20 protein-coding genes, 1 other RNA gene and 1 pseudogene are annotated in these 16,294 nt (G+C 74.4%); 17 read left to right on the top strand and 5 right to left on the bottom strand.

Features of this window, described 5'->3' with window-relative positions; translation table 11 throughout:
- Positions 1-1,142, top strand: a pseudogene (locus BGP03_RS07155) (bifunctional RNase H/acid phosphatase).
- Positions 1,143-1,152: 10 nt separating this feature from the next.
- Here the strand turns inward: BGP03_RS07155 and BGP03_RS07150 are convergent.
- Both BGP03_RS07150 and BGP03_RS07145 read right to left on the bottom strand, forming a co-directional pair.
- Positions 1,153-2,379: an SLC13 family permease gene (locus tag BGP03_RS07150; protein ID WP_298796688.1), complete on the bottom strand. Its 1,227-nt coding sequence runs from the start codon at positions 2,377-2,379 to the stop codon at positions 1,153-1,155.
- A gap of 1 nt (position 2,380) precedes the next feature.
- Entirely contained in the window at positions 2,381-3,142 is a 762-nt protein-coding gene (locus BGP03_RS07145; protein WP_298796685.1) for a sulfite exporter TauE/SafE family protein, read from the bottom strand.
- A gap of 379 nt (positions 3,143-3,521) precedes the next feature.
- On the opposite strand from BGP03_RS07145, the gene BGP03_RS07140 reads away from it, so the two are divergent.
- The 15 genes from BGP03_RS07140 (at position 3,522) to BGP03_RS07070 (ending at position 13,975) form a co-directional block, all read left to right on the top strand.
- The gene (locus BGP03_RS07140) at positions 3,522-3,719 is read left to right on the top strand and encodes an amidohydrolase family protein (RefSeq protein WP_298796683.1); all 198 of its coding nucleotides are present in this window, start codon (positions 3,522-3,524) and stop codon (positions 3,717-3,719) included.
- Between the two features lie 2 nt (positions 3,720-3,721).
- The gene (locus BGP03_RS07135; RefSeq protein ID WP_296375664.1) at positions 3,722-4,072 is read left to right on the top strand and encodes a metalloregulator ArsR/SmtB family transcription factor; all 351 of its coding nucleotides are present in this window, start codon (positions 3,722-3,724) and stop codon (positions 4,070-4,072) included.
- Positions 4,069-4,551 (top strand): SRPBCC family protein, encoded by a 483-nt coding sequence (locus BGP03_RS07130; protein ID WP_296375663.1) that lies wholly within the window; start codon positions 4,069-4,071, stop codon positions 4,549-4,551. The genes BGP03_RS07135 and BGP03_RS07130 overlap by 4 nt, the downstream gene beginning before the upstream one ends.
- Positions 4,544-5,119 carry a TIGR03086 family metal-binding protein gene (locus BGP03_RS07125; protein WP_296375661.1) on the top strand — a complete coding sequence of 192 codons (576 nt, stop codon included), beginning with the start codon at positions 4,544-4,546 and terminating at the stop codon, positions 5,117-5,119. Before BGP03_RS07130 ends, BGP03_RS07125 begins: the two co-directional genes overlap by 8 nt.
- A 223-nt stretch (positions 5,120-5,342) precedes the next feature.
- A complete protein-coding gene (locus BGP03_RS07120) occupies positions 5,343-5,681 on the top strand; it encodes a DNA polymerase ligase N-terminal domain-containing protein (protein WP_298796680.1) in 339 nt (112 codons plus the stop codon).
- A gap of 249 nt (positions 5,682-5,930) precedes the next feature.
- Positions 5,931-6,605: a Crp/Fnr family transcriptional regulator gene (locus tag BGP03_RS07115; protein ID WP_296375657.1), complete on the top strand. Its 675-nt coding sequence runs from the start codon at positions 5,931-5,933 to the stop codon at positions 6,603-6,605.
- The gene (locus BGP03_RS07110) at positions 6,602-8,704 is read left to right on the top strand and encodes an adenylate/guanylate cyclase domain-containing protein (protein ID WP_298796678.1); all 2,103 of its coding nucleotides are present in this window, start codon (positions 6,602-6,604) and stop codon (positions 8,702-8,704) included. The genes BGP03_RS07115 and BGP03_RS07110 overlap by 4 nt, the downstream gene beginning before the upstream one ends.
- Positions 8,705-8,780: 76 nt before the next feature.
- Positions 8,781-9,377, top strand: coding sequence for a sigma-70 family RNA polymerase sigma factor (locus BGP03_RS07105; protein ID WP_298796676.1), 597 nt, complete (start codon positions 8,781-8,783; stop codon positions 9,375-9,377).
- Positions 9,374-10,024 carry a hypothetical protein gene (locus tag BGP03_RS07100; RefSeq protein WP_296375650.1) on the top strand — a complete coding sequence of 217 codons (651 nt, stop codon included), beginning with the start codon at positions 9,374-9,376 and terminating at the stop codon, positions 10,022-10,024. Before BGP03_RS07105 ends, BGP03_RS07100 begins: the two co-directional genes overlap by 4 nt.
- A 143-nt stretch (positions 10,025-10,167) precedes the next feature.
- Positions 10,168-10,698, top strand: coding sequence for a DUF6529 family protein (locus BGP03_RS07095; protein ID WP_298796674.1), 531 nt, complete (start codon positions 10,168-10,170; stop codon positions 10,696-10,698).
- Between the two features lie 10 nt (positions 10,699-10,708).
- Positions 10,709-11,131, top strand: a complete 423-nt coding sequence (locus BGP03_RS07090) for a Rieske (2Fe-2S) protein (protein ID WP_298796672.1) — start codon at positions 10,709-10,711, stop codon at positions 11,129-11,131.
- A 65-nt stretch (positions 11,132-11,196) separates the two neighbouring features.
- Positions 11,197-11,599, top strand: an RNA gene (gene rnpB / locus BGP03_RS07085) — RNase P RNA component class A.
- Positions 11,600-11,759: 160 nt separating this feature from the next.
- Complete coding sequence (locus BGP03_RS07080; RefSeq protein WP_298796670.1) at positions 11,760-12,470, top strand: hypothetical protein; 711 nt, start codon at positions 11,760-11,762, stop codon at positions 12,468-12,470.
- On the top strand, positions 12,458-13,375 hold the full coding sequence (locus tag BGP03_RS07075) for a hypothetical protein (RefSeq protein WP_299735904.1): 918 nt from the start codon (positions 12,458-12,460) through the stop codon (positions 13,373-13,375). Before BGP03_RS07080 ends, BGP03_RS07075 begins: the two co-directional genes overlap by 13 nt.
- A gap of 27 nt (positions 13,376-13,402) precedes the next feature.
- Positions 13,403-13,975 (top strand): hypothetical protein, encoded by a 573-nt coding sequence (locus BGP03_RS07070; protein ID WP_296375643.1) that lies wholly within the window; start codon positions 13,403-13,405, stop codon positions 13,973-13,975.
- A gap of 2 nt (positions 13,976-13,977) precedes the next feature.
- Here BGP03_RS07070 and BGP03_RS07065 read toward each other — a convergent pair whose 3' ends face one another.
- Positions 13,978-14,385: an MmcQ/YjbR family DNA-binding protein gene (locus BGP03_RS07065; protein WP_296375641.1), complete on the bottom strand. Its 408-nt coding sequence runs from the start codon at positions 14,383-14,385 to the stop codon at positions 13,978-13,980.
- Positions 14,386-14,417: 32 nt separating this feature from the next.
- Entirely contained in the window at positions 14,418-15,032 is a 615-nt protein-coding gene (locus tag BGP03_RS07060) for a PaaI family thioesterase (RefSeq protein ID WP_296375640.1), read from the bottom strand.
- Positions 15,033-15,090: 58 nt separating this feature from the next.
- On the opposite strand from BGP03_RS07060, the gene BGP03_RS07055 reads away from it, so the two are divergent.
- Entirely contained in the window at positions 15,091-16,008 is a 918-nt protein-coding gene (locus BGP03_RS07055; protein WP_296375638.1) for an alpha/beta hydrolase, read from the top strand.
- A gap of 30 nt (positions 16,009-16,038) precedes the next feature.
- Here the strand turns inward: BGP03_RS07055 and BGP03_RS07050 are convergent.
- A partial coding sequence (locus BGP03_RS07050; protein ID WP_299735901.1) for a chorismate-binding protein occupies positions 16,039-16,294 on the bottom strand: 256 nt, incomplete at its 5' end.

Here is a 16,294-nt window from a genome sequence, read left to right as displayed (position 1 = left end):
GTGATCATCGAGGCGGACGGTGGCTCGCGCGGCAACCCCGGCCCGGCCGGTTACGGCGCCGTCGTGCTCGACGCCGCCACCGAGGAGGTGCTCGCCGAGCGCTCCGAGGGGCTGGGCGTCACCACCAACAACGTCGCCGAGTACCGGGGCCTGATCGCCGGACTGCGGGCCGCGTTGGACCTCGGCGCCGACGACGTCGAGGTGCGGATGGACTCCAAGCTCGTCGTCGAGCAGATGGCCGGGCGGTGGAAGGTCAAGCACCCGGCGATGCAGCCGCTGGCGCGCGAGGCCGGTGAGCTGGTGGCGGAGCTGGGGTCGGTCCGGTTCGGCTGGATCCCGCGGGCCCGCAACGCCCGGGCCGACGCCCTGGCCAACCAGGCCATGGACGCGCAGGCCGTCCGATGAGCGAGCCTGTGAGCGGATCATCAGCGCAGCGTGAGCCGGTGATCGGTCCCGAACCGGTGCCGCCGGGCCCCGCGCCCGCCACCCCGGACCCCGCGGCCTCTGCGGCGTGGTCCGGCCAGGTCGGCGCCCCCACCCGCATCCTGCTGCTGCGCCACGGCCAGACCGAGCTGTCGGTCGGCCGCCGCTACTCCGGCCACGGCGATCCCGAGCTCACCGCTCTGGGCCACCAGCAGGCCGCGGGGGCCGCGATCCGGCTCCGCGAGGTCCCGGACATCGCCGCGATCCTGTCCTCCCCGCTGCGCCGCGCCCGCCAGACCGCCGCCGCGGTCGCGGAGACCACCGAGGCCCCGCTGGTGGTGCGCGACCGGCTGATCGAGACCGACTTCGGCTCCTGGGAGGGGCTGACGTTCGGCGAGGCCCGCGAGCGCGACCCCGAGCTGCACGCCCGCTGGCTCGGCTCCGAGGACGTGGCCCCGCCCGGCGGGGAGAGCTTCGCCGACGTCGGTGCCCGCATCGCGGCGGAGCTCGAGGAGATCGTGGCGGCGTACCCGGGGCAGACGGTCGTGCTGGTCAGCCACGTCACGCCGATCAAGATGGTGCTGCGCCACGCGCTGGCGGGCGGCCCGGAGATCCTCTACCGGCTGCACCTGGACCTGGCGAGCCTCTCGGAGGTCAACCTCTACCCCGACGGCGGCGCCAGCGTCCGGCTGGTGAACGACACGCACCACCACCCCTGACGGCTGCGCGTCACAGCACCAGCCACAGCGCCAGCACCGACGCCGCCAGCGCCGGGGGCACCGTCAGCACGCCGAGCGCCGTGAACTCCTTGAGGCTCGGCGCGCGGTTCCTGCCCAACACCTGCCGCCAGAGCAGCGTGGCGAGGCTGCCGACGTAGGTCAGGTTCGGGCCGATGTTGACCCCGAGCAGCACGGCCAGCACCAGCCCGGGCGACGGGTGGTCGCCGAGCACCTGGAGCAGTACGAGCGTGGCGGGCAGGTTGTTCACCACGTTGGCCAGCACCGCCGCGATCGCCGCCATGGCCAGCAGCCCCGGCAGCGTCGGTGCGTCGGGGGTGACGGTGCGCAGGGCGGCGGTCAGCCCGCTCGCGCCCAGCGCCGCCACCACCACGCCCAGGGCCAGCACGAACAGGCAGAACGGGATCGACAGGGCGTTCACCACCCCGAGCGGTGTGATCTCCCGCCGGACCAGCGCGCGCACGGCCAGCACCAGCGCCCCGACCGCCGCCACCCACACCGGCTCCACCCCGAGCGGCGACGACACCCCGAACCCGACGAGCGTCAGCCCGAGCACCACCAGCGCGACCACGGGGGCGGGGCGGCCGCCGGGGGCGGCCGGGGGAGCGGGCTCGCGCAGGTCGGCGCGGAACCACCAGCGCAGCACCAGGTACTCCACCGCGATGCCCATGAGCCACGGCAGCACCATCAGCGCGGTGAAGCCCAGGAACGTCAGCCCGGACGCCGCGAACGCCAGCAGGTTGGTGAGGTTCGAGACCGGCAGCAGCGTCGACGCCGAGTTCGACAGGTGCCCGCACGCGTAGACGTGCGGTCGCTCGGGCAGCCTTACGCGCGCGGCCGTGGCGAGGACGACGGGCGTCAGCAGCACGACCGTCGCGTCGAGGCTCAGGACCGCGGTGGTCCCGGCCGCGGCCGCGAACACCAGCAGCAGCAGGCGCTGCGGCCGTCCCCGGGAGGCGGCGGCCAGCCGGATCCCGAGCCACGCGAACACCCCCTCGACGTCGGCGAGGTGCCCGAGCAGCAGGATCGCGGCGAGGAAGCCGACGGTGGGCCCGAGGTCCGCCACCTCGGCCAGCGCGGCCGGGAACGACACCAGCCCGAGCACGACGGCGAGCACCGCGGCCGGAATCGCGACGGCGGCCTCGGGGATGCCCCACGGCCGGGCCACGGCCGTGACGAGCACGGCGGCCAGCAGCACGGCCGCGAGGAGAACGCTCACGTCACTTCACCAGCAGGTAGATGCCCACCGCGAACCCGAGGACCACCACCGACCAGCGCAGCACGTTCTCCGGCAGCCGCCGCGCCACCTTCGCACCGAGGAACCCACCGATCAGCGTGGTGGGGGCGAGCAGCGCGACGGCGAGCCAGTCCACCGGCGCGTTGAGCGAGAAGACCACGACGGTCACGCTGGCGACCACCAGCGACAGCAGCCCCTTCAGCGCGTTGAGCCGCACGAGGGTGTCGTGGGCGCACAGCGAGAGGGTCGCGACGAGGATGACGCCCAGTGCCCCACCGAAGTAGCCGCCGTAGACCGATGCGAGGAACACCGCGGGCAGCAGCACGGCCACCCGGTCGGGTGCGCCGGGTTCCGGGGTGCCGATCCACCGCTTGATCTGCGGCGACACGGCCATCAGCGCGCTCGCCGCCAGTACCAGGACCGGCACCACCGCGTCGAACACCGCACCCGGGAGCGTCAGCAGCAGCACGCACCCGACGGCGGATCCGACCACGGCGACGGCCGAGGTCATGAGGATCCGGCGGCGCTGCCCGCGCAGCTCCTCCCGGTTGCCGGCCACGTTCCCGGCGTAGCCGGGCCACTGCGCCACCGAGTTCGTGACGTTGGCCTGCAGCGGTGGCAGCCCGACGGCCAGCAGGGCCGGGAACACGAGCAGCGAGCCCCCACCGGCCACGGCGTTGACGGCGCCGGCCACCAGTCCCGCCAGCAGCAGGAACACCAGCCCACCGGGCGAAGCGGAGATCACCGGGGCACGCTATCCCGACGCGGGTTCCCCGGCTCGATCCGAGGGCGGATGCTGGTCACATGTCCGGAGACCCGGTGTGCTGGCTGGGGCAGCTGTGCCCGGAGTGCGGTGCGATGCCGACGGAGGACGCACCCGATCGGTGCTGGCGCTGCGGCACGGCCCGGTCCGAGGGCGATCCCGACGGGTCGCCCGCCCCGACATGCGGTGACCGCTGACAGGCTGCGCCACCGGAGAGCCGCCGCGAACAGCACCCGGATCTGCGAGGCGGTCATCCCCACCGTGCGGGCCCGCGCTGCCGTCGTCGTGGGGCCGCCTCCCGCCGGGAGTGCTTGTCGGACGTGATCGCGGAGCGCCGCACGGTGTCGCCCCCGACGAGACGATGGGGCGCGCCCAGGCCTATGACGTCCCGCGGATGCACACGCTCGGCTCCGCGGAGGCGCTCGGCGTCGCCGACCGGATCGGGAGCCTCGAGGTGGGCACGTACGCCGACGTCGTGTGGTGGACCACCGCGACCCGACCACCGGTGAACCACCGGCTTCTCAACCGAACGGTTGACAATTATCAACCGGATGGTTGAGGATGGATCCCGTGACCGACCCGCTGTCCAAGGTGTTCGCCGCTCTGGCCGACCCCACCCGGCGCGACCTCGTCGCCCGGCTCTCGGTGGGCGACGCCACGGTCGGCCAGCTCGCGGCCCCCTACGACGTCTCGGTGCAGGCCGTCTCCAAGCACATCAAGGTGCTGGCCGACGCCGGGCTGGTCCGCCGCGACGGCACGTCGCACCGGCGGCCGGTGAGTCTCGACGCGGAGGTGTTCGACATGGCCACGGCCTGGATCGAGCGGTACCGGAAGAAGGCGGAGGAGCGCTACCGGCGTCTGGATGCGCTGCTCGCCGAGATGAACGACGAACGAGAGGACGACACAGCATGACCACGTCCACCGGAGCCCGGATCGAGGCCGATCCCACGCTCCCCGTCATCCGGATCGTCCGCGACTTCGCGGCCACCCCGATGCAGCTGTTCCGCGCCCACACCGACCCGGACCTGTTCGCCCGCTGGGTCGGCCCCGACGGGATGGCCACCCGCATCCGGCACTGGGACGCCCGCAGCGGTGGCGCCTGGAGCTACGTCGCCGCCCGGGACGGGCAGGAGTACGGCTTCCACGGCACGTTCCACGAGGTGCGCCCCGACCGGATCGTCCAGACCTTCACCTTCGACGGCGAGCCGGACGGGGTCGCGCTGGAGACGCTGCTGTTCGAGGACCTCGGCGACGGCCGCAGCCGCCTGCGCACGCAGTCGCTGGTGGAGAGCATCGAGGGCCGCGACGCCTGGCTGCGCAGCGGCATGGAGGTCGGCGTCGACCAGGGCTACGCGAAGCTCGAGGCGCTCGTGGCCGGCGGCCATGTCTGACGCGGGGGAGTGGCACCGGAAGGTCGCCGACGCGTTCACCGGCCGCGTGCGCGACACCACCGACTGGGACGCCCCGGCGCCCGTGGACGGCTGGCGGGCCCGCGACGTCGTCGGGCACCTGACGTCGTGGTTCCCGGCGTTCCTCGCCTCCGGCACCGGCATCGAGCTGACCCCCGGCGCCGGTGACGACCCCGCCGCGGACTGGACGGCCCAGACCGCCGCCGTGCAGAAGCTGCTCGACGACCCGGCCACCGCCGGTGTCGTGCTGCGCAACCCGCACATCGGCGAGATGCCCCTGCCGGACGCGATCACCAACATCTACGTCTCCGACGTGTTCATGCACACCTGGGACCTGGCCCGCGCCGGCGGCCTCGACGACCGGCTCGACCCGGAGTTCTGCGCCCAGCTGCTCGGCGGCATGGAGCAGATGGACGAGGTCCTCCGCTCGTCGGGCCAGTACGGCCCGCGCGTACCGGTTCCCGACGACGCGAGCCCGCAGGACCGGCTGATCGGCTTCATCGGCCGCGACCCGCAGTGGGCCAGGCCAGGTGGGTCCCGAACCAGCTGAGCACCCGGTCGCAGGTCGGCGCGGCCGCTGCGGCGTCGAAGCGGGGGCCGGTGTCGGTGAAGAACGCCTGGCCGACGCCGGGCACGGTGACGATCCCGCGGGTCGGCCCGGCCGCGGTCGCCGCCGAAACAGAACCTGAGCAGGTCGAGGGCGACCTCGGCGGCCAGGTACCGACGGAGTGCCACGGCGTGACGGTGACGACGGGGATGTCTAGCCTTCGCCCATGAACGGGCGGTTCGTCCTGCACGACCACCGCAAGCCCCGGCCCCACTTCGACCTGCGGCTCGAGGAGGACGGGGTGCTGCGCTCGTGGGCCGTGCCGCAGGGCCTGCCGACCGACCCCGGTCGCAACCGCCTCGCGGTGGCCGTGCCCGACCACGATCTCGACCACCTCACCTACACCGACGAGCACAAGTCGATCGCCGACACCGGGTGGTGGGAGGAGCACGACCGCACCGACCGCCGCATCCTGTTCACCCTGCACGGCCGCGATGACGCGGTGCGGTACGCGCTGATCAGGACCGATCGCGACTGGCTGCTGCACCGGGTGAAGGACCAGTGACCGCCGGCACCGGCCCGTGCACCGCCTCGGCCACCGCGTGCTCGGTCGGTCGAGCTGGTGACGGTGCACTGCGTGCTGCGGCACTGGTCCAGACGTCCACCTCCTGGGGATCGAGGTGGGCGCGATGTCACCGCAGGTCCGCTCGCTGTGTGCAGGAGGACGCAGTCGGTCCGCGATGGGACGTTCGGCCGATACCGGACGGCGCACCGTCGCTCTACACTCCGAGCCCCGAGGGGACGGGTGGGCACCATGGAGCACGGCGAACCCGAGGAGTTCCTGGCCACGCTCGACCCGGCCGACCGGGACGAGCTCGTCGCGCGGGGCCGGCCCCGGCGCTGGCCGGCGGGCGCATCCCTGCTGCTGGAGGGCGAGCGTGCGCCGAGCGTCATCCTCGTCGTCTCCGGCCGGGTCAAGGCGTTCTCCCTCACCGAGCACGGCGAGGAGATCGTGCTGGCGCTGCGCGGGCCGGGTGCGATCCTCGGTGAGCTCTCGGCGGTGTCCGGGCAGGAGGCGTCGGCGTCGGTCGCCGCCCTCGAGCCGGTGGCGGCGATCGTCGTACCCGTCCCCGCGTTCCTGGAGTTCCTGCGCACCCACGGCCGGGCGGCGACCGCGCTGCTGCGGCTGGTCACCTCCCGGTTGCGTGACGCCGATCGCAAGCGCGTCGAGTACGGCGCCTTCGACATCGCGGCCCGGGTGGCGGCCCGGCTCGTCGAGCTGGCCGAACGGTTCGGCGAACCGGCGCAGGAGGGCGTGCGGATCGACGTCGCTCTCTCGCAGGACGAGCTGGCCGGCTGGGTGGGGGCCTCGCGGGAGGCGGTGGCGAAGGCGCTGCGGGTGCTGCGCGACCGCGGCTACGTCACCACCGGTCGCCGGACGATGACGGTCCTCGACCTCGACGGGCTGCGCGCCCGGGCGAGCCGGTGACCACCGGCGGGGCGGGCCCGGTCGCGGTGCGGGTCCCGCCGGGCGTGCCGGTGCGGCTGGCGGTGTGGGTGCTGCACCTGGCGCTGCCGCTGGCCGGGCTGTGGCTGCTGCTCGGGGTGCCCGCGGCCGACGTCCGGCTGGAGCACGATCCCACCCACTTCTGGCTGGTGTTCCTCGGCGCCGCGGTGAACGTCGGACTCGCGACGATGGTGGCCCGGGCGGCCCGCCGCCGCCGGGACGCCCGGCTGCTGCTGGTCGGGCTGGGGTTCCTGGCCGCCGCAGTGTTCCTGGGGCTGCACGCCCTTGCGACGCCGGGCGTCCTGCTGGGCAGCCGCAACGGCGGGTTCGCGCTGGCCACGCCCGTCGGGCTGGCGCTGGGGGCGCTGTTCACGGCGGCCTCGGCCGCCGACCTCCCGCCGTCGCGCACGGCCGTGGTGCTGCGCCTGGCGCCGTGGCTGCGCAGTGGGCTGCTCGCGGTCGCCGCCGTGTGGGGTGTCGTGTCGATGCTGGGGATCCCCCCGCTGGCCGACCCGCAGCTCGCGGAGCGGCTCAGCGGCCCACTCGTGGCGGTGGCCGTGACGGCCGTCGTGCTCTACGTCGTGGTGGCCCTGCGCTACCTGCAGCTCTACCGCAGGCGTCGCTCGGTCATGCTGCTGTCGATCATCACGGCCAACGCGCTGCTCGCCGAGTCGATGATCGCGGTGACGCTGGGCACGACCTGGCACCTCACCTGGTGGCTGTGGCACGTGCTGATGGCCGTCGCCTTCGGCTACATCGCCTACAGCGTCTACGTCACCTACCAGCGCGAAGGCGCCACGACAGGCCTGTTCGACGCGATCGGCACCGAGGAGACGGTGCAGGCCGTGCGGGCGGAGTACGGCGCCGCGCTGGAGATGCTGGTGACCGCGGTCCAGCGGCAGGAGGCCGGGGAGCTGTCGGCGTCCGAGATGGGGCTGATCACCGCAGGGATGGCCGGCCGGTTCGGCCTGAGCGAGGGCCAGACCGCGGTGCTCGGTCGCGCCGCGTCCGCGCTGCGGGCCGACCGGGAACAGATCGGCCGGCTCGGTGTACTGGTCGCGATCGGACACGAGTCGCGCGTGCGCCTGAGCGAGGACGTGCTGCTGCGCCGGGCCGTCCGCCGCGTCGCCGCCGGCTTCGACGGGCACGGTGTGCGCGTCGGTCTGCTGCACGACGGCCGGTTGCACTTCCCGGAGGAGCTGTCCACCGTCCCGGGCTGGACGGTCGGCGCGGACGTCGCCCGGCGTGCCGCCGACCTGCACGGGCTCGCCGCGTCCGAGGTCGACCACGACACGTTGGCCTGCCCGCTGACGGTGAAGGACCGGCCGGCGGGCGTGCTGCTCGCCCACCGTCCCGGCGGCTTCTCCGAGCGCGACCGGTCGCTGCTCGCGTCGCTGGCCAGCCAGCTGTCGATGGGCCTGGAGAACGCCCGTCTCTACCACCAGCTCGACGGGCTCTTCCACCAGTACATGTCGCCGGACGTCGCGACGGCGCTGCTGGCCGACCCCGAGCAGGCCGCGCTCGGAGGCGCGGTCGTGGAGGTGACCGCGGTGTTCGCCGACCTGCGCGGGTTCACCACCTTCTCCGAGCGCTCCAGCCCGGAGGAGATCGTGACGATGCTCAACCGCTACTTCGAGGTGGCGACCGCTGCGGTCCTCGCGGAGGGTGGCACCGTCGTGCAGTTCGTCGGCGACGCCCTGATGGCGCTGTTCAACGCCCCGGCCCGCCAACCCGACCACCCTCTGCGCGCCGGCCGGGCCGCGCTGGCGCTGCAGACCCACGCCGAGACGGTGGCCGCCGACCGGCCCGGATGGCCCCGCTTTCGGGTCGGTGTCAACACCGGGCCCGCGCTCGTCGGCAACATCGGCAGCACCGCGCTGCGCAACTTCAACGCGATGGGCGACGCCGTCAACGTGGCGGCCCGCCTGCAGACCGAGGCCCGCCCCGGGCAGGTCGTCATCGGCGGGGCCACCCGGGCACGGCTGCCCCCGCACGCGATCGTCGAGGCGCTCGGCCCGCTGGTGCTCAAGGGCAGGCAGGAACCCGTGGCGGCGTTCCGGCTGTGTTCGCTCGAGCCCTGATACGTGTCGATTTACCGGTTGGCGCCGGGTACGGCGACCTCCTCCCGGGTGCATCCGGCGGGCACGGTTGCCGTCCATGAGCACCGCGGTCCACCCCACCCGCACGACCCCGTGCGGCACACCGTGCGCGGGCCTCTGCACCCCGCAGGGCTTCGCGTCCGCCTACCGCGAGCACCGGCCCCGGCTGCTGGCGCGGGCCCGCGGCCTGCTCGACGACCCGCAGCTGGCCGAGGACGTCGTGCAGGAGGTCCTCACCAGGGCCTGGACGGCGTGCTCCTCGTTCGACCCGGCGGCCGGGCCCCCGGTCTCGGCGTGGCTGGCGACGATCACCCGCCGCGTCGTGATCGACCAGGCCCGGGCGCGGGCCGTGCGTCCCGGGCTGCACCCCGCCGCGGCGGATGACCGGGCCGCCGACCGGGTCACCCCGGACGCGGCGGACACCGTCGTCACCCGCGTGGACCTGCTGGAGGCCCTGTCGGGGATGACCACCGCGCACCGGGCCGTGCTCGTCGGTGCGGTGGTGCGCGACCGGCCCCACGCGGACCTCGCCGCCGAGCTGCACGTCCCGGTGGGGACGGTCAAGAGCCGGGTCCACCACGCCCTGCGCGGCATGCGCACCCACCTGACGGCGCCGGGCCCCGGCACCGTCCCGGCCTATCGGAGGACCCGATGAAGCTCCGTGCCCCTGTCGTGACGCTGGCGGCGGTCGTCGTCCTCGGCGCCGGACTGCTGGCGGTGAACCTCGCCGCCACGCCCACGTCCGGGACCCCCGCGGCGGCCCGGCCGATCGTGGCGGCGGCGGCGCCCGCGACCACCGCCGCCCCCGAACCGGCCCCGCCGCCGGTGGTGGCCGAGAAGGTCTGGGCCGGCCGCTCGACGGGCCGCGAGGTCACCGTCGCCATCGCCGTCAAGGGCGGCCGGGCCGTCGCCTACGTCTGCGACGGCAAGAAGGTCGAGGCCTGGCTCCAGGGCACCCTGACCGGGGACCAGCTCGCGCTGACCGGCCCCAACGGCGCACGCATCGACGGCACGGCGTCGGAGGCGACCGCGTCGGGAACCATCGCGGCCGACGGGAGGTCCTGGCCCTACACGGCCAAGGGCGTGCAGGCCCCCGAGGGTCTCTACGAGGGGCGCGCCGACGTCCGCGGCGTGGCCACCCGCATCGGCTGGATCGTCGTCGGGGGCACGCAGACGGGGCTGCGCCGCAGCGGCGGCGTGGTCGCGCCCGCCCCGGTGCTCGACGCCGCGAACCCCGGCGGCGTCGTCGTCGACGGCAGCCCGGTGACCGTCCGCAGCGGCACCGAGCTGGTGGCGTCGTGAGCGCGCCGTGGCCGGGGCCGCCCCGCCCCGTCGGCCCACCGGTGCCCCCGCCGCCTGTGTCCCCGCCGCCTGTGTCCCCGCCGCCCGCGACGATGCCGGGGCATCCGGTGGCGCCGCAGCCGGCACCGGTGGATCCGGGGCGGGTGGGGCGTAGCGGGATCCTGTTCGCGTTGGCGGCCGGCGCCGCGGTCGCGGTAGGGCTCGGCGTCTACGGCCGGCTCCACGAGCCCACGTTCTTCGCCGTCAACGTCGCGGGCTTCTCCAGCGGCCTCGCCGCGAAGGCGTGGCTCGCCAGCGGGGCCGTCGGGCTGGCGCTGGTCCAGCTGGTCACCGCGCTGGCGATGTACGGGCGGCTGCCGGGGGTCACCGCTCCGTCGTGGGCGGGCCCGGTGCACCGCTGGTCGGGACGGCTCGCCGTGCTGCTGACCGTCCCCGTCGCGCTGCACTGCCTGTACGCGCTGGGGTTCCAGTACGGGCAGCCCCGTGTGCTCGTGCACTCCCTGCTGGGCTGCCTGTTCTACGGCACCTTCGTCGCGAAGATGCTCGCCCTGACCCGTCCCGGGGCTCCGCGCTGGAGCCTGCCCGTGCTCGGCGGCGTGCTGTTCACCGCGCTCGTCGCACTCTGGCTGACCTCGTCGGTGTGGTTCTTCGCCACCACCGGCCTCACCTTCTGAGGAGTCGATCATGATGGAACGACGGATCGTGCTGGCCGGGATCTGCGGCGCGGGATGCGCGGCCGCTCTCGGCGGCTGCGCCACCTATGGCGCCGTGACCCCGGCGCCCGCCGCCGCCCCGGTCCCGGTGGTGCCCGGGGCCCCGGACCCCGGGCTGGCCCCGGTGTCGTCGGTCCCCGTCGGCGGCGGTGTCGTGCTGGCCGACCGGCAGATCGTGCTGACCCAGCCCGTCGCCGGGACGTTCAAGGCCTTCAGTAGCACCTGCACCCACCAGGGATGCCAGGTCGCGGAGGTCGCAGGCGGCACCATCAACTGTCCGTGTCACGGCAGCACGTTCGCCGTCGCCGATGGCTCGGTCGTGTCCGGCCCCGCGACGAGGCCGCTGCCGGAACGCTCGGTGAAGGTGGACGGCACGGTGATCCGGGGCGCGTAGTCGCGGTTCCCGGCCGGGGCGGTGCGCGGGCGGTCGTCACGCGGCCGTAGGGTTCGGTCCGCGGACGAGCTGGCCGGGCGACCGCGTCGACGACCTCATCGGTCGTCGCCGAGGAAAGTCCGGACTCCGTAGGGCAGGGTGGTTCGCTAACGGCAACCCGGGGTGACCCGCGGGACAGTGCCACAGAGAACAAACCGCCTCCCACGCAAGTGGGCGGTAAGGGTGAAACGGTGGTGTAAGAGACCACCAGCACCCCGGGTGACCGGGGTGGCTCGGTAAACCCCACCCGGAGCAAGGTCAAAAGGCCGGTCGAGAGACCGGCTGCGCAGGCGTTCGAGGGCGGCCCGCCCGAGCCTGCGGGTAGACCGCTCGAGCCCGCCGGTGACGGCGGGCCTAGATGGATGGTCGCCGAACGGTGCGTCGTGAGGCGCCCGGGAACAGGATCCGGCTTACAGGCCAGCTCGTCCGCGCCCTTCCGAACCGCCACCTGTGGAGCCGCTCGTACGGCGCCCGGTGGCCGGGCCGCGGCGGCCCCTTGTCCCCGGCCCGATCCCTTGCGATCATTGCGGCCGCCCGGGGTCGGGACCGGCGACGTCGTCCTACGCCGTCTGGATCCCAGGAGGTCCCCGTGCTGGTGCCGGGCCGGTCGCTGCCGAGGCTCCTGGCTCTGACGTGCACCGGGCTCCTGCTGGTCGGCTGCTCGTCGACGGTCACGGGTGCGGCCTATCCGGCCGCCGGCGGACCGGTGACGCAGCCGGTGCTGAACTACGGATACGGGGCGCAGCCCGCGGGGTCGGTGCCCTACCAGCCCGACGTGGTGGTGGTCGCGGGTGGGCCGGGGGCGGTGCGCTCGGTGAGCGCGGACGGCATGACCTGGACCATCGACGCCGCGGCGGGCGGGGCGGGGGACCTCGCGGTCGGCCGGATCATGCTGCTGACCAGCCAGGCCGCCGGACGCGTCGTCGAGCTGCGCGACGACGGCGACACCCGTGTGGTGCGGCTGGCGCCGGTCGACCTGCCCGAGGTGATCACCGACGGCACCATCGACATCGACACGGCCGTGGACAGCGCGGCGACGGCCTACCAGGAGATCCCCGACCAGCCCGGCGCGCTCGCCGAACCCGGGCCCGACGACCCGCCGATCCCACTGCCGGGCGCGGGCGGCGGCACGGGGGGCGGCGGCACCGGGGCAGCGGTACGGGGGGCACCGGCACGGATCCGGGTGGCCAGCCCGCTCCGGAAACGGCCCCGCCCGAATCCACCACCGCGCCCGAGCCCACCACCGCACCCGACGCCCCGTCGGGCGAGATCCCCGGGGCCTACGTCGTGCCCGCCGTGATGCTGCGGCCCGCCCAGGGCACCCCGCCGCCCAGGGCGCTGCCGCCGGCGACCAAGCAGAGCGTCACGATCCCGGTCGGCGACTGGTCGGTGACGCCGTCCAACAGCCCCGGCGAGCTCGGGCTGGGCATCCAGTACAAGGCGAGCCCGTCGCTCAAGGTCGGCCTGGGACTGACGTTCACCACGAAGGACCTGCGCATCCGGGGTACCGACAAGATCGTCGCCGGGCGGCGGGTCGGATCCGGCTTCACCATCACCGGCATCACCGGGCTGAACGTCTCGATCGCGGCCGGCACGGCGAACGGGGCCCTGGACAACGCCAAGGTGAAGGTCGAGGTGCCCGTCGAGGTCAACCTGCCGATCCCGCCGTCCCCGGCCACCGCGGGCCTGCCGCTGAACATCAAGTTCGCGTTCAAGTTCTCCGTCGCCACCGCGTTGAGCGGCAAGAACTCCACGCTGCTGGCCAGCGGAAAGTACGCCCTCGACGGTCCCATCGGCATCGCCGACGGCACGATCTCCACGCCGAGGTTCAGCGTGGTCTCGAGCATCATCGACAGCCTCAGCGGCATCACGCTCGGCCCCAGCGGGATCGTGACGGCGGTCAGTCTCAAGGCCATGGTCGGGCTCGGCACCCCGGCGCTGTCCGCCGGGCCGTACACCAGCCTGACCGCCGCCGTCGGCGTCACGAACGGGTCGGCGCTCGGCGCCGCGCTGGCCCGCTGCCGCGGCGCCACCCTCGACCTCAAGGGCGCCGGGGGAGCGGGCATCGCGATCTCCTCGTCGGTCGTGCCGATCCTGCGGGGCTTCCTGCCGCCGGGCACGAAGCTCGACGTCGGCGTCGAGACGAGCGCGACGATCCTGCACCGCGAGCAGGTCCTCCCCGACGTGCCCCTGTGCCGAGCCTGAACCGTGAGCAGCGAAGGAGACCACCCGGTGAGCACCACCCGCCTGCTCGTCGTCGCGGCCGTGGCCTTCGGCCTGGCCGTCACCGGCGCCCTGACGGGCTGCTCGACGCAGGTCGCCGGGCGGCCCTCCGCCGTCGCGGACGGCGCCGTCACCGACCCGTCGACCGACCCGTCGACCGACCCGTCGGCGGCGGCGACCCCGGCGGACGCCCAGCCCGGGGCCTTGCCCGACGCCTGCACCCTGCTCACGTTGCCCGAGGCGACCACGCTCGCCGGCACCGCGCTCGACCCGGCGACGGGTGCGGGCCAGGGCGGGGCCGTGTCGCTGTGCCAGTACAACGCGCCCACGTCCGGGCCCACGGCGCAGGTGGAGGTGTACGTGGGCGACGGCGCCAAGAAGATCCTCGACATCGACCGCCAGCTCGACCACACCATCACCCCGCTCCCGGGCACCGGCGACGAGGCCTACGAGGAGGACGGCAACGTCTTCGTGCGCAAGGGTGCCGTCTGGGCGGCGGTCCGGCTGGTGCGGCTCAACGACCCGGCCGAGAACCGCGATCCCCTGCGCACGGCGGCGACCCTCGTGGTGGGTCGGCTCTGAGCTCAGCGTGTCGCGAGCCAGGCCGCTCCCCGCCGGGCGGAGGCCTGCGCGAGCCAGGCGTCCTGGACGATCTCGGCGAGCTCGTCGCGGCTCAGCTCGCCGACCCGACTCGCCCGCAGCAGGACCGACGGGTGGCCGTCGAAGTGCCCGGTGGTGAAGAACGGCGTGCCCGGGTCCTGCACGAGCGCCTGCTTGTCGTCCTCCGACCCCACCCAGAACACGATGACGTCGGCGTAGCGCTCGCCGGTGTCGGGGTCGACGGCGTCGGGCCGGGGGTTGCGGAAGAACACGAACGACTTGCCGCCGACCTGGTAGATCGGGCGGTCCTGCGACCCGGGCCAGACGGTGACGTGCGGCATCGCCAGCGCGAGCTCGTGCACGTCCTCGATCCGGGCGCGGCGGGCCGTCATGACGGCAGGGTAGCGATCCCCGCGCCGGGGGCTCAGGGCTGGCCGGGGAGCAGCGCCACGAACAGGCCCTCGATCTCGGCGCACAGGGTGTCGCCGTGGTGCAGCGTGGCGCGCAGCAGGCGCTTGCGGCCCTCCTCGCTCACGAACCACGCCTCGACGTCGAGGTCGGTGTCGAGCGGCGTGACGTTGCGGTAGTCGACGTGCAGGTAGGCGGTGCGCGAGGGGGAGCGGTCCCCGGACCCGGCGAGGCGGCCCAGCACCTCGTCGAACATCAGCGGGATGACGCCGCCGTGCACCGCGGCGTTGCCGCCGAGGTGCTGCTGGCCGAACCGGGTGGTGCCGCGGAGCCGGCCCCCGCCCGCGTCGTGGAGGTCGAACGCCGGCACGAGGGTCTGGCCGCGGCCGGGCACGTCGAGGCGGCCGGAGACGCGTTCGCGCTCGGGAACGGCGTGGGGCTCCAGCCGGGCGGCGAGGTCGCGGACGACGGCCGTGACGTCGGCCACGAGGGCGGCCGGGGGCGCCGCGACGGCGACCCGCTCCTGCAGCGTGCGCAGGGCGTCGACCATGTCGAGGTAGGCGGGCAGGTCGTCGCCCAGGTCGGGCTGCGCCCAGACCTGTGCCAGTCCGCCTTCGGCTGCTGCCGTCACGCGCGTTCCTCCAGTGTCGACGACTTCTTTCGGAACCTACGCGGCTACCCTCCGCTGCGTGGCATCGAACGACGTGGCATCGGCAACACCGGGGTGGTTCACGACGGCGCTCGCCGCGCCGGTGGAGGTCGGTGAGGTCGAGATCGCGGGCGTGCCGATCACCTACCGGTCCTGGGGGAGCGGCAGCGAGGGCATCGTCCTCGTGCACGGCGGCGCGGCCCACAGCCGCTGGTGGGACCACATCGCGCCGCTGCTGCTCACCGACGCGCCGCGGGTGGTGGCGCTCGACCTCTCGGGGCACGGCGACAGCGGCCGCCGCGACTCCTACGGGCTCGGCGTCTGGGCCGACGAGGTGCAGGCCGTGGTCGAGCACACCGGGATCGGCCACGAACCGGTGGTGGTCGGGCACAGCATGGGCGGCATGGTGGCGCTCGCGGCCGCGCTCCGGTTCGGCGGGCACCTACGCGGGGTGGTGGCCATCGACTCCCCGGTGCGGGCCCGGCCGCCGGAGGAACGCGCGGCGCGTGACCGCCGCGCGTTCGGCCCGCTGCGCACCTACCCGACCCGCGAGCAGGCCTGTGCCCACTTCCGGCTCGTCCCCGAGCAGCTGGGGGCCCTGCCCTTCGTGCAGGAGCACATCGCCGCCACGTCGGTGCGGGAGGTGGAGGGCGGCTGGGCGTGGAAGTTCGACCCGGCGATCTTCGCCGGCATCGGCCTCGAGCCCGCGCAGCTGGCCACCGTCGACTGCCGGGTGGCGTTGTTCCGTGCCGAGCAGGGGCTCGTCCCGGCCGAGATGGGCGACATGATCGTCGACCGGATGGGCCGCGTGGTGCCCGTCGTCGAGATCCCGGCGGCCGGGCACCACGTCATGCTCGACCAGCCGCTGGCTCTGGTGACGGGCCTGCGCACGCTGTTGGCCGACTGGCGCCACTCCACGCCCCTGGTCCCGCCGACGAGCGGCACCCTCGTCGGATAGGTGCCGACGGGAGAGCCGCTCGTCGGGTCGTCAGGCGGTGACCGAGGTGTTCGTGGGTGCGGGCGCCGGCTCGGCTTCCGAGACCGAGCTCGTGCGCCTGCTGTCGAGCAGGCGCGTCATGTTGCGCGCCTTGACCCGCGTCTCCTCGAACTCGCCGTCGGGGTCGCTCAGCGCGATGATCGCGCCGCCGACGCCGAACCGGACCTCGTCGCCCGTCACCACGGACGTGCGGATGACGATGCTGAGGTCCACCGAGCCGGTGAGCGACAGGTAGCCCAGCGCGCCG

This window comes from Pseudonocardia sp. 73-21 (assembly GCF_001899645.1).
In the GTDB taxonomy this organism is placed as follows: domain Bacteria; phylum Actinomycetota; class Actinomycetes; order Mycobacteriales; family Pseudonocardiaceae; genus Pseudonocardia.
This window is presented reverse-complemented; position numbering and strand designations above follow the sequence as displayed.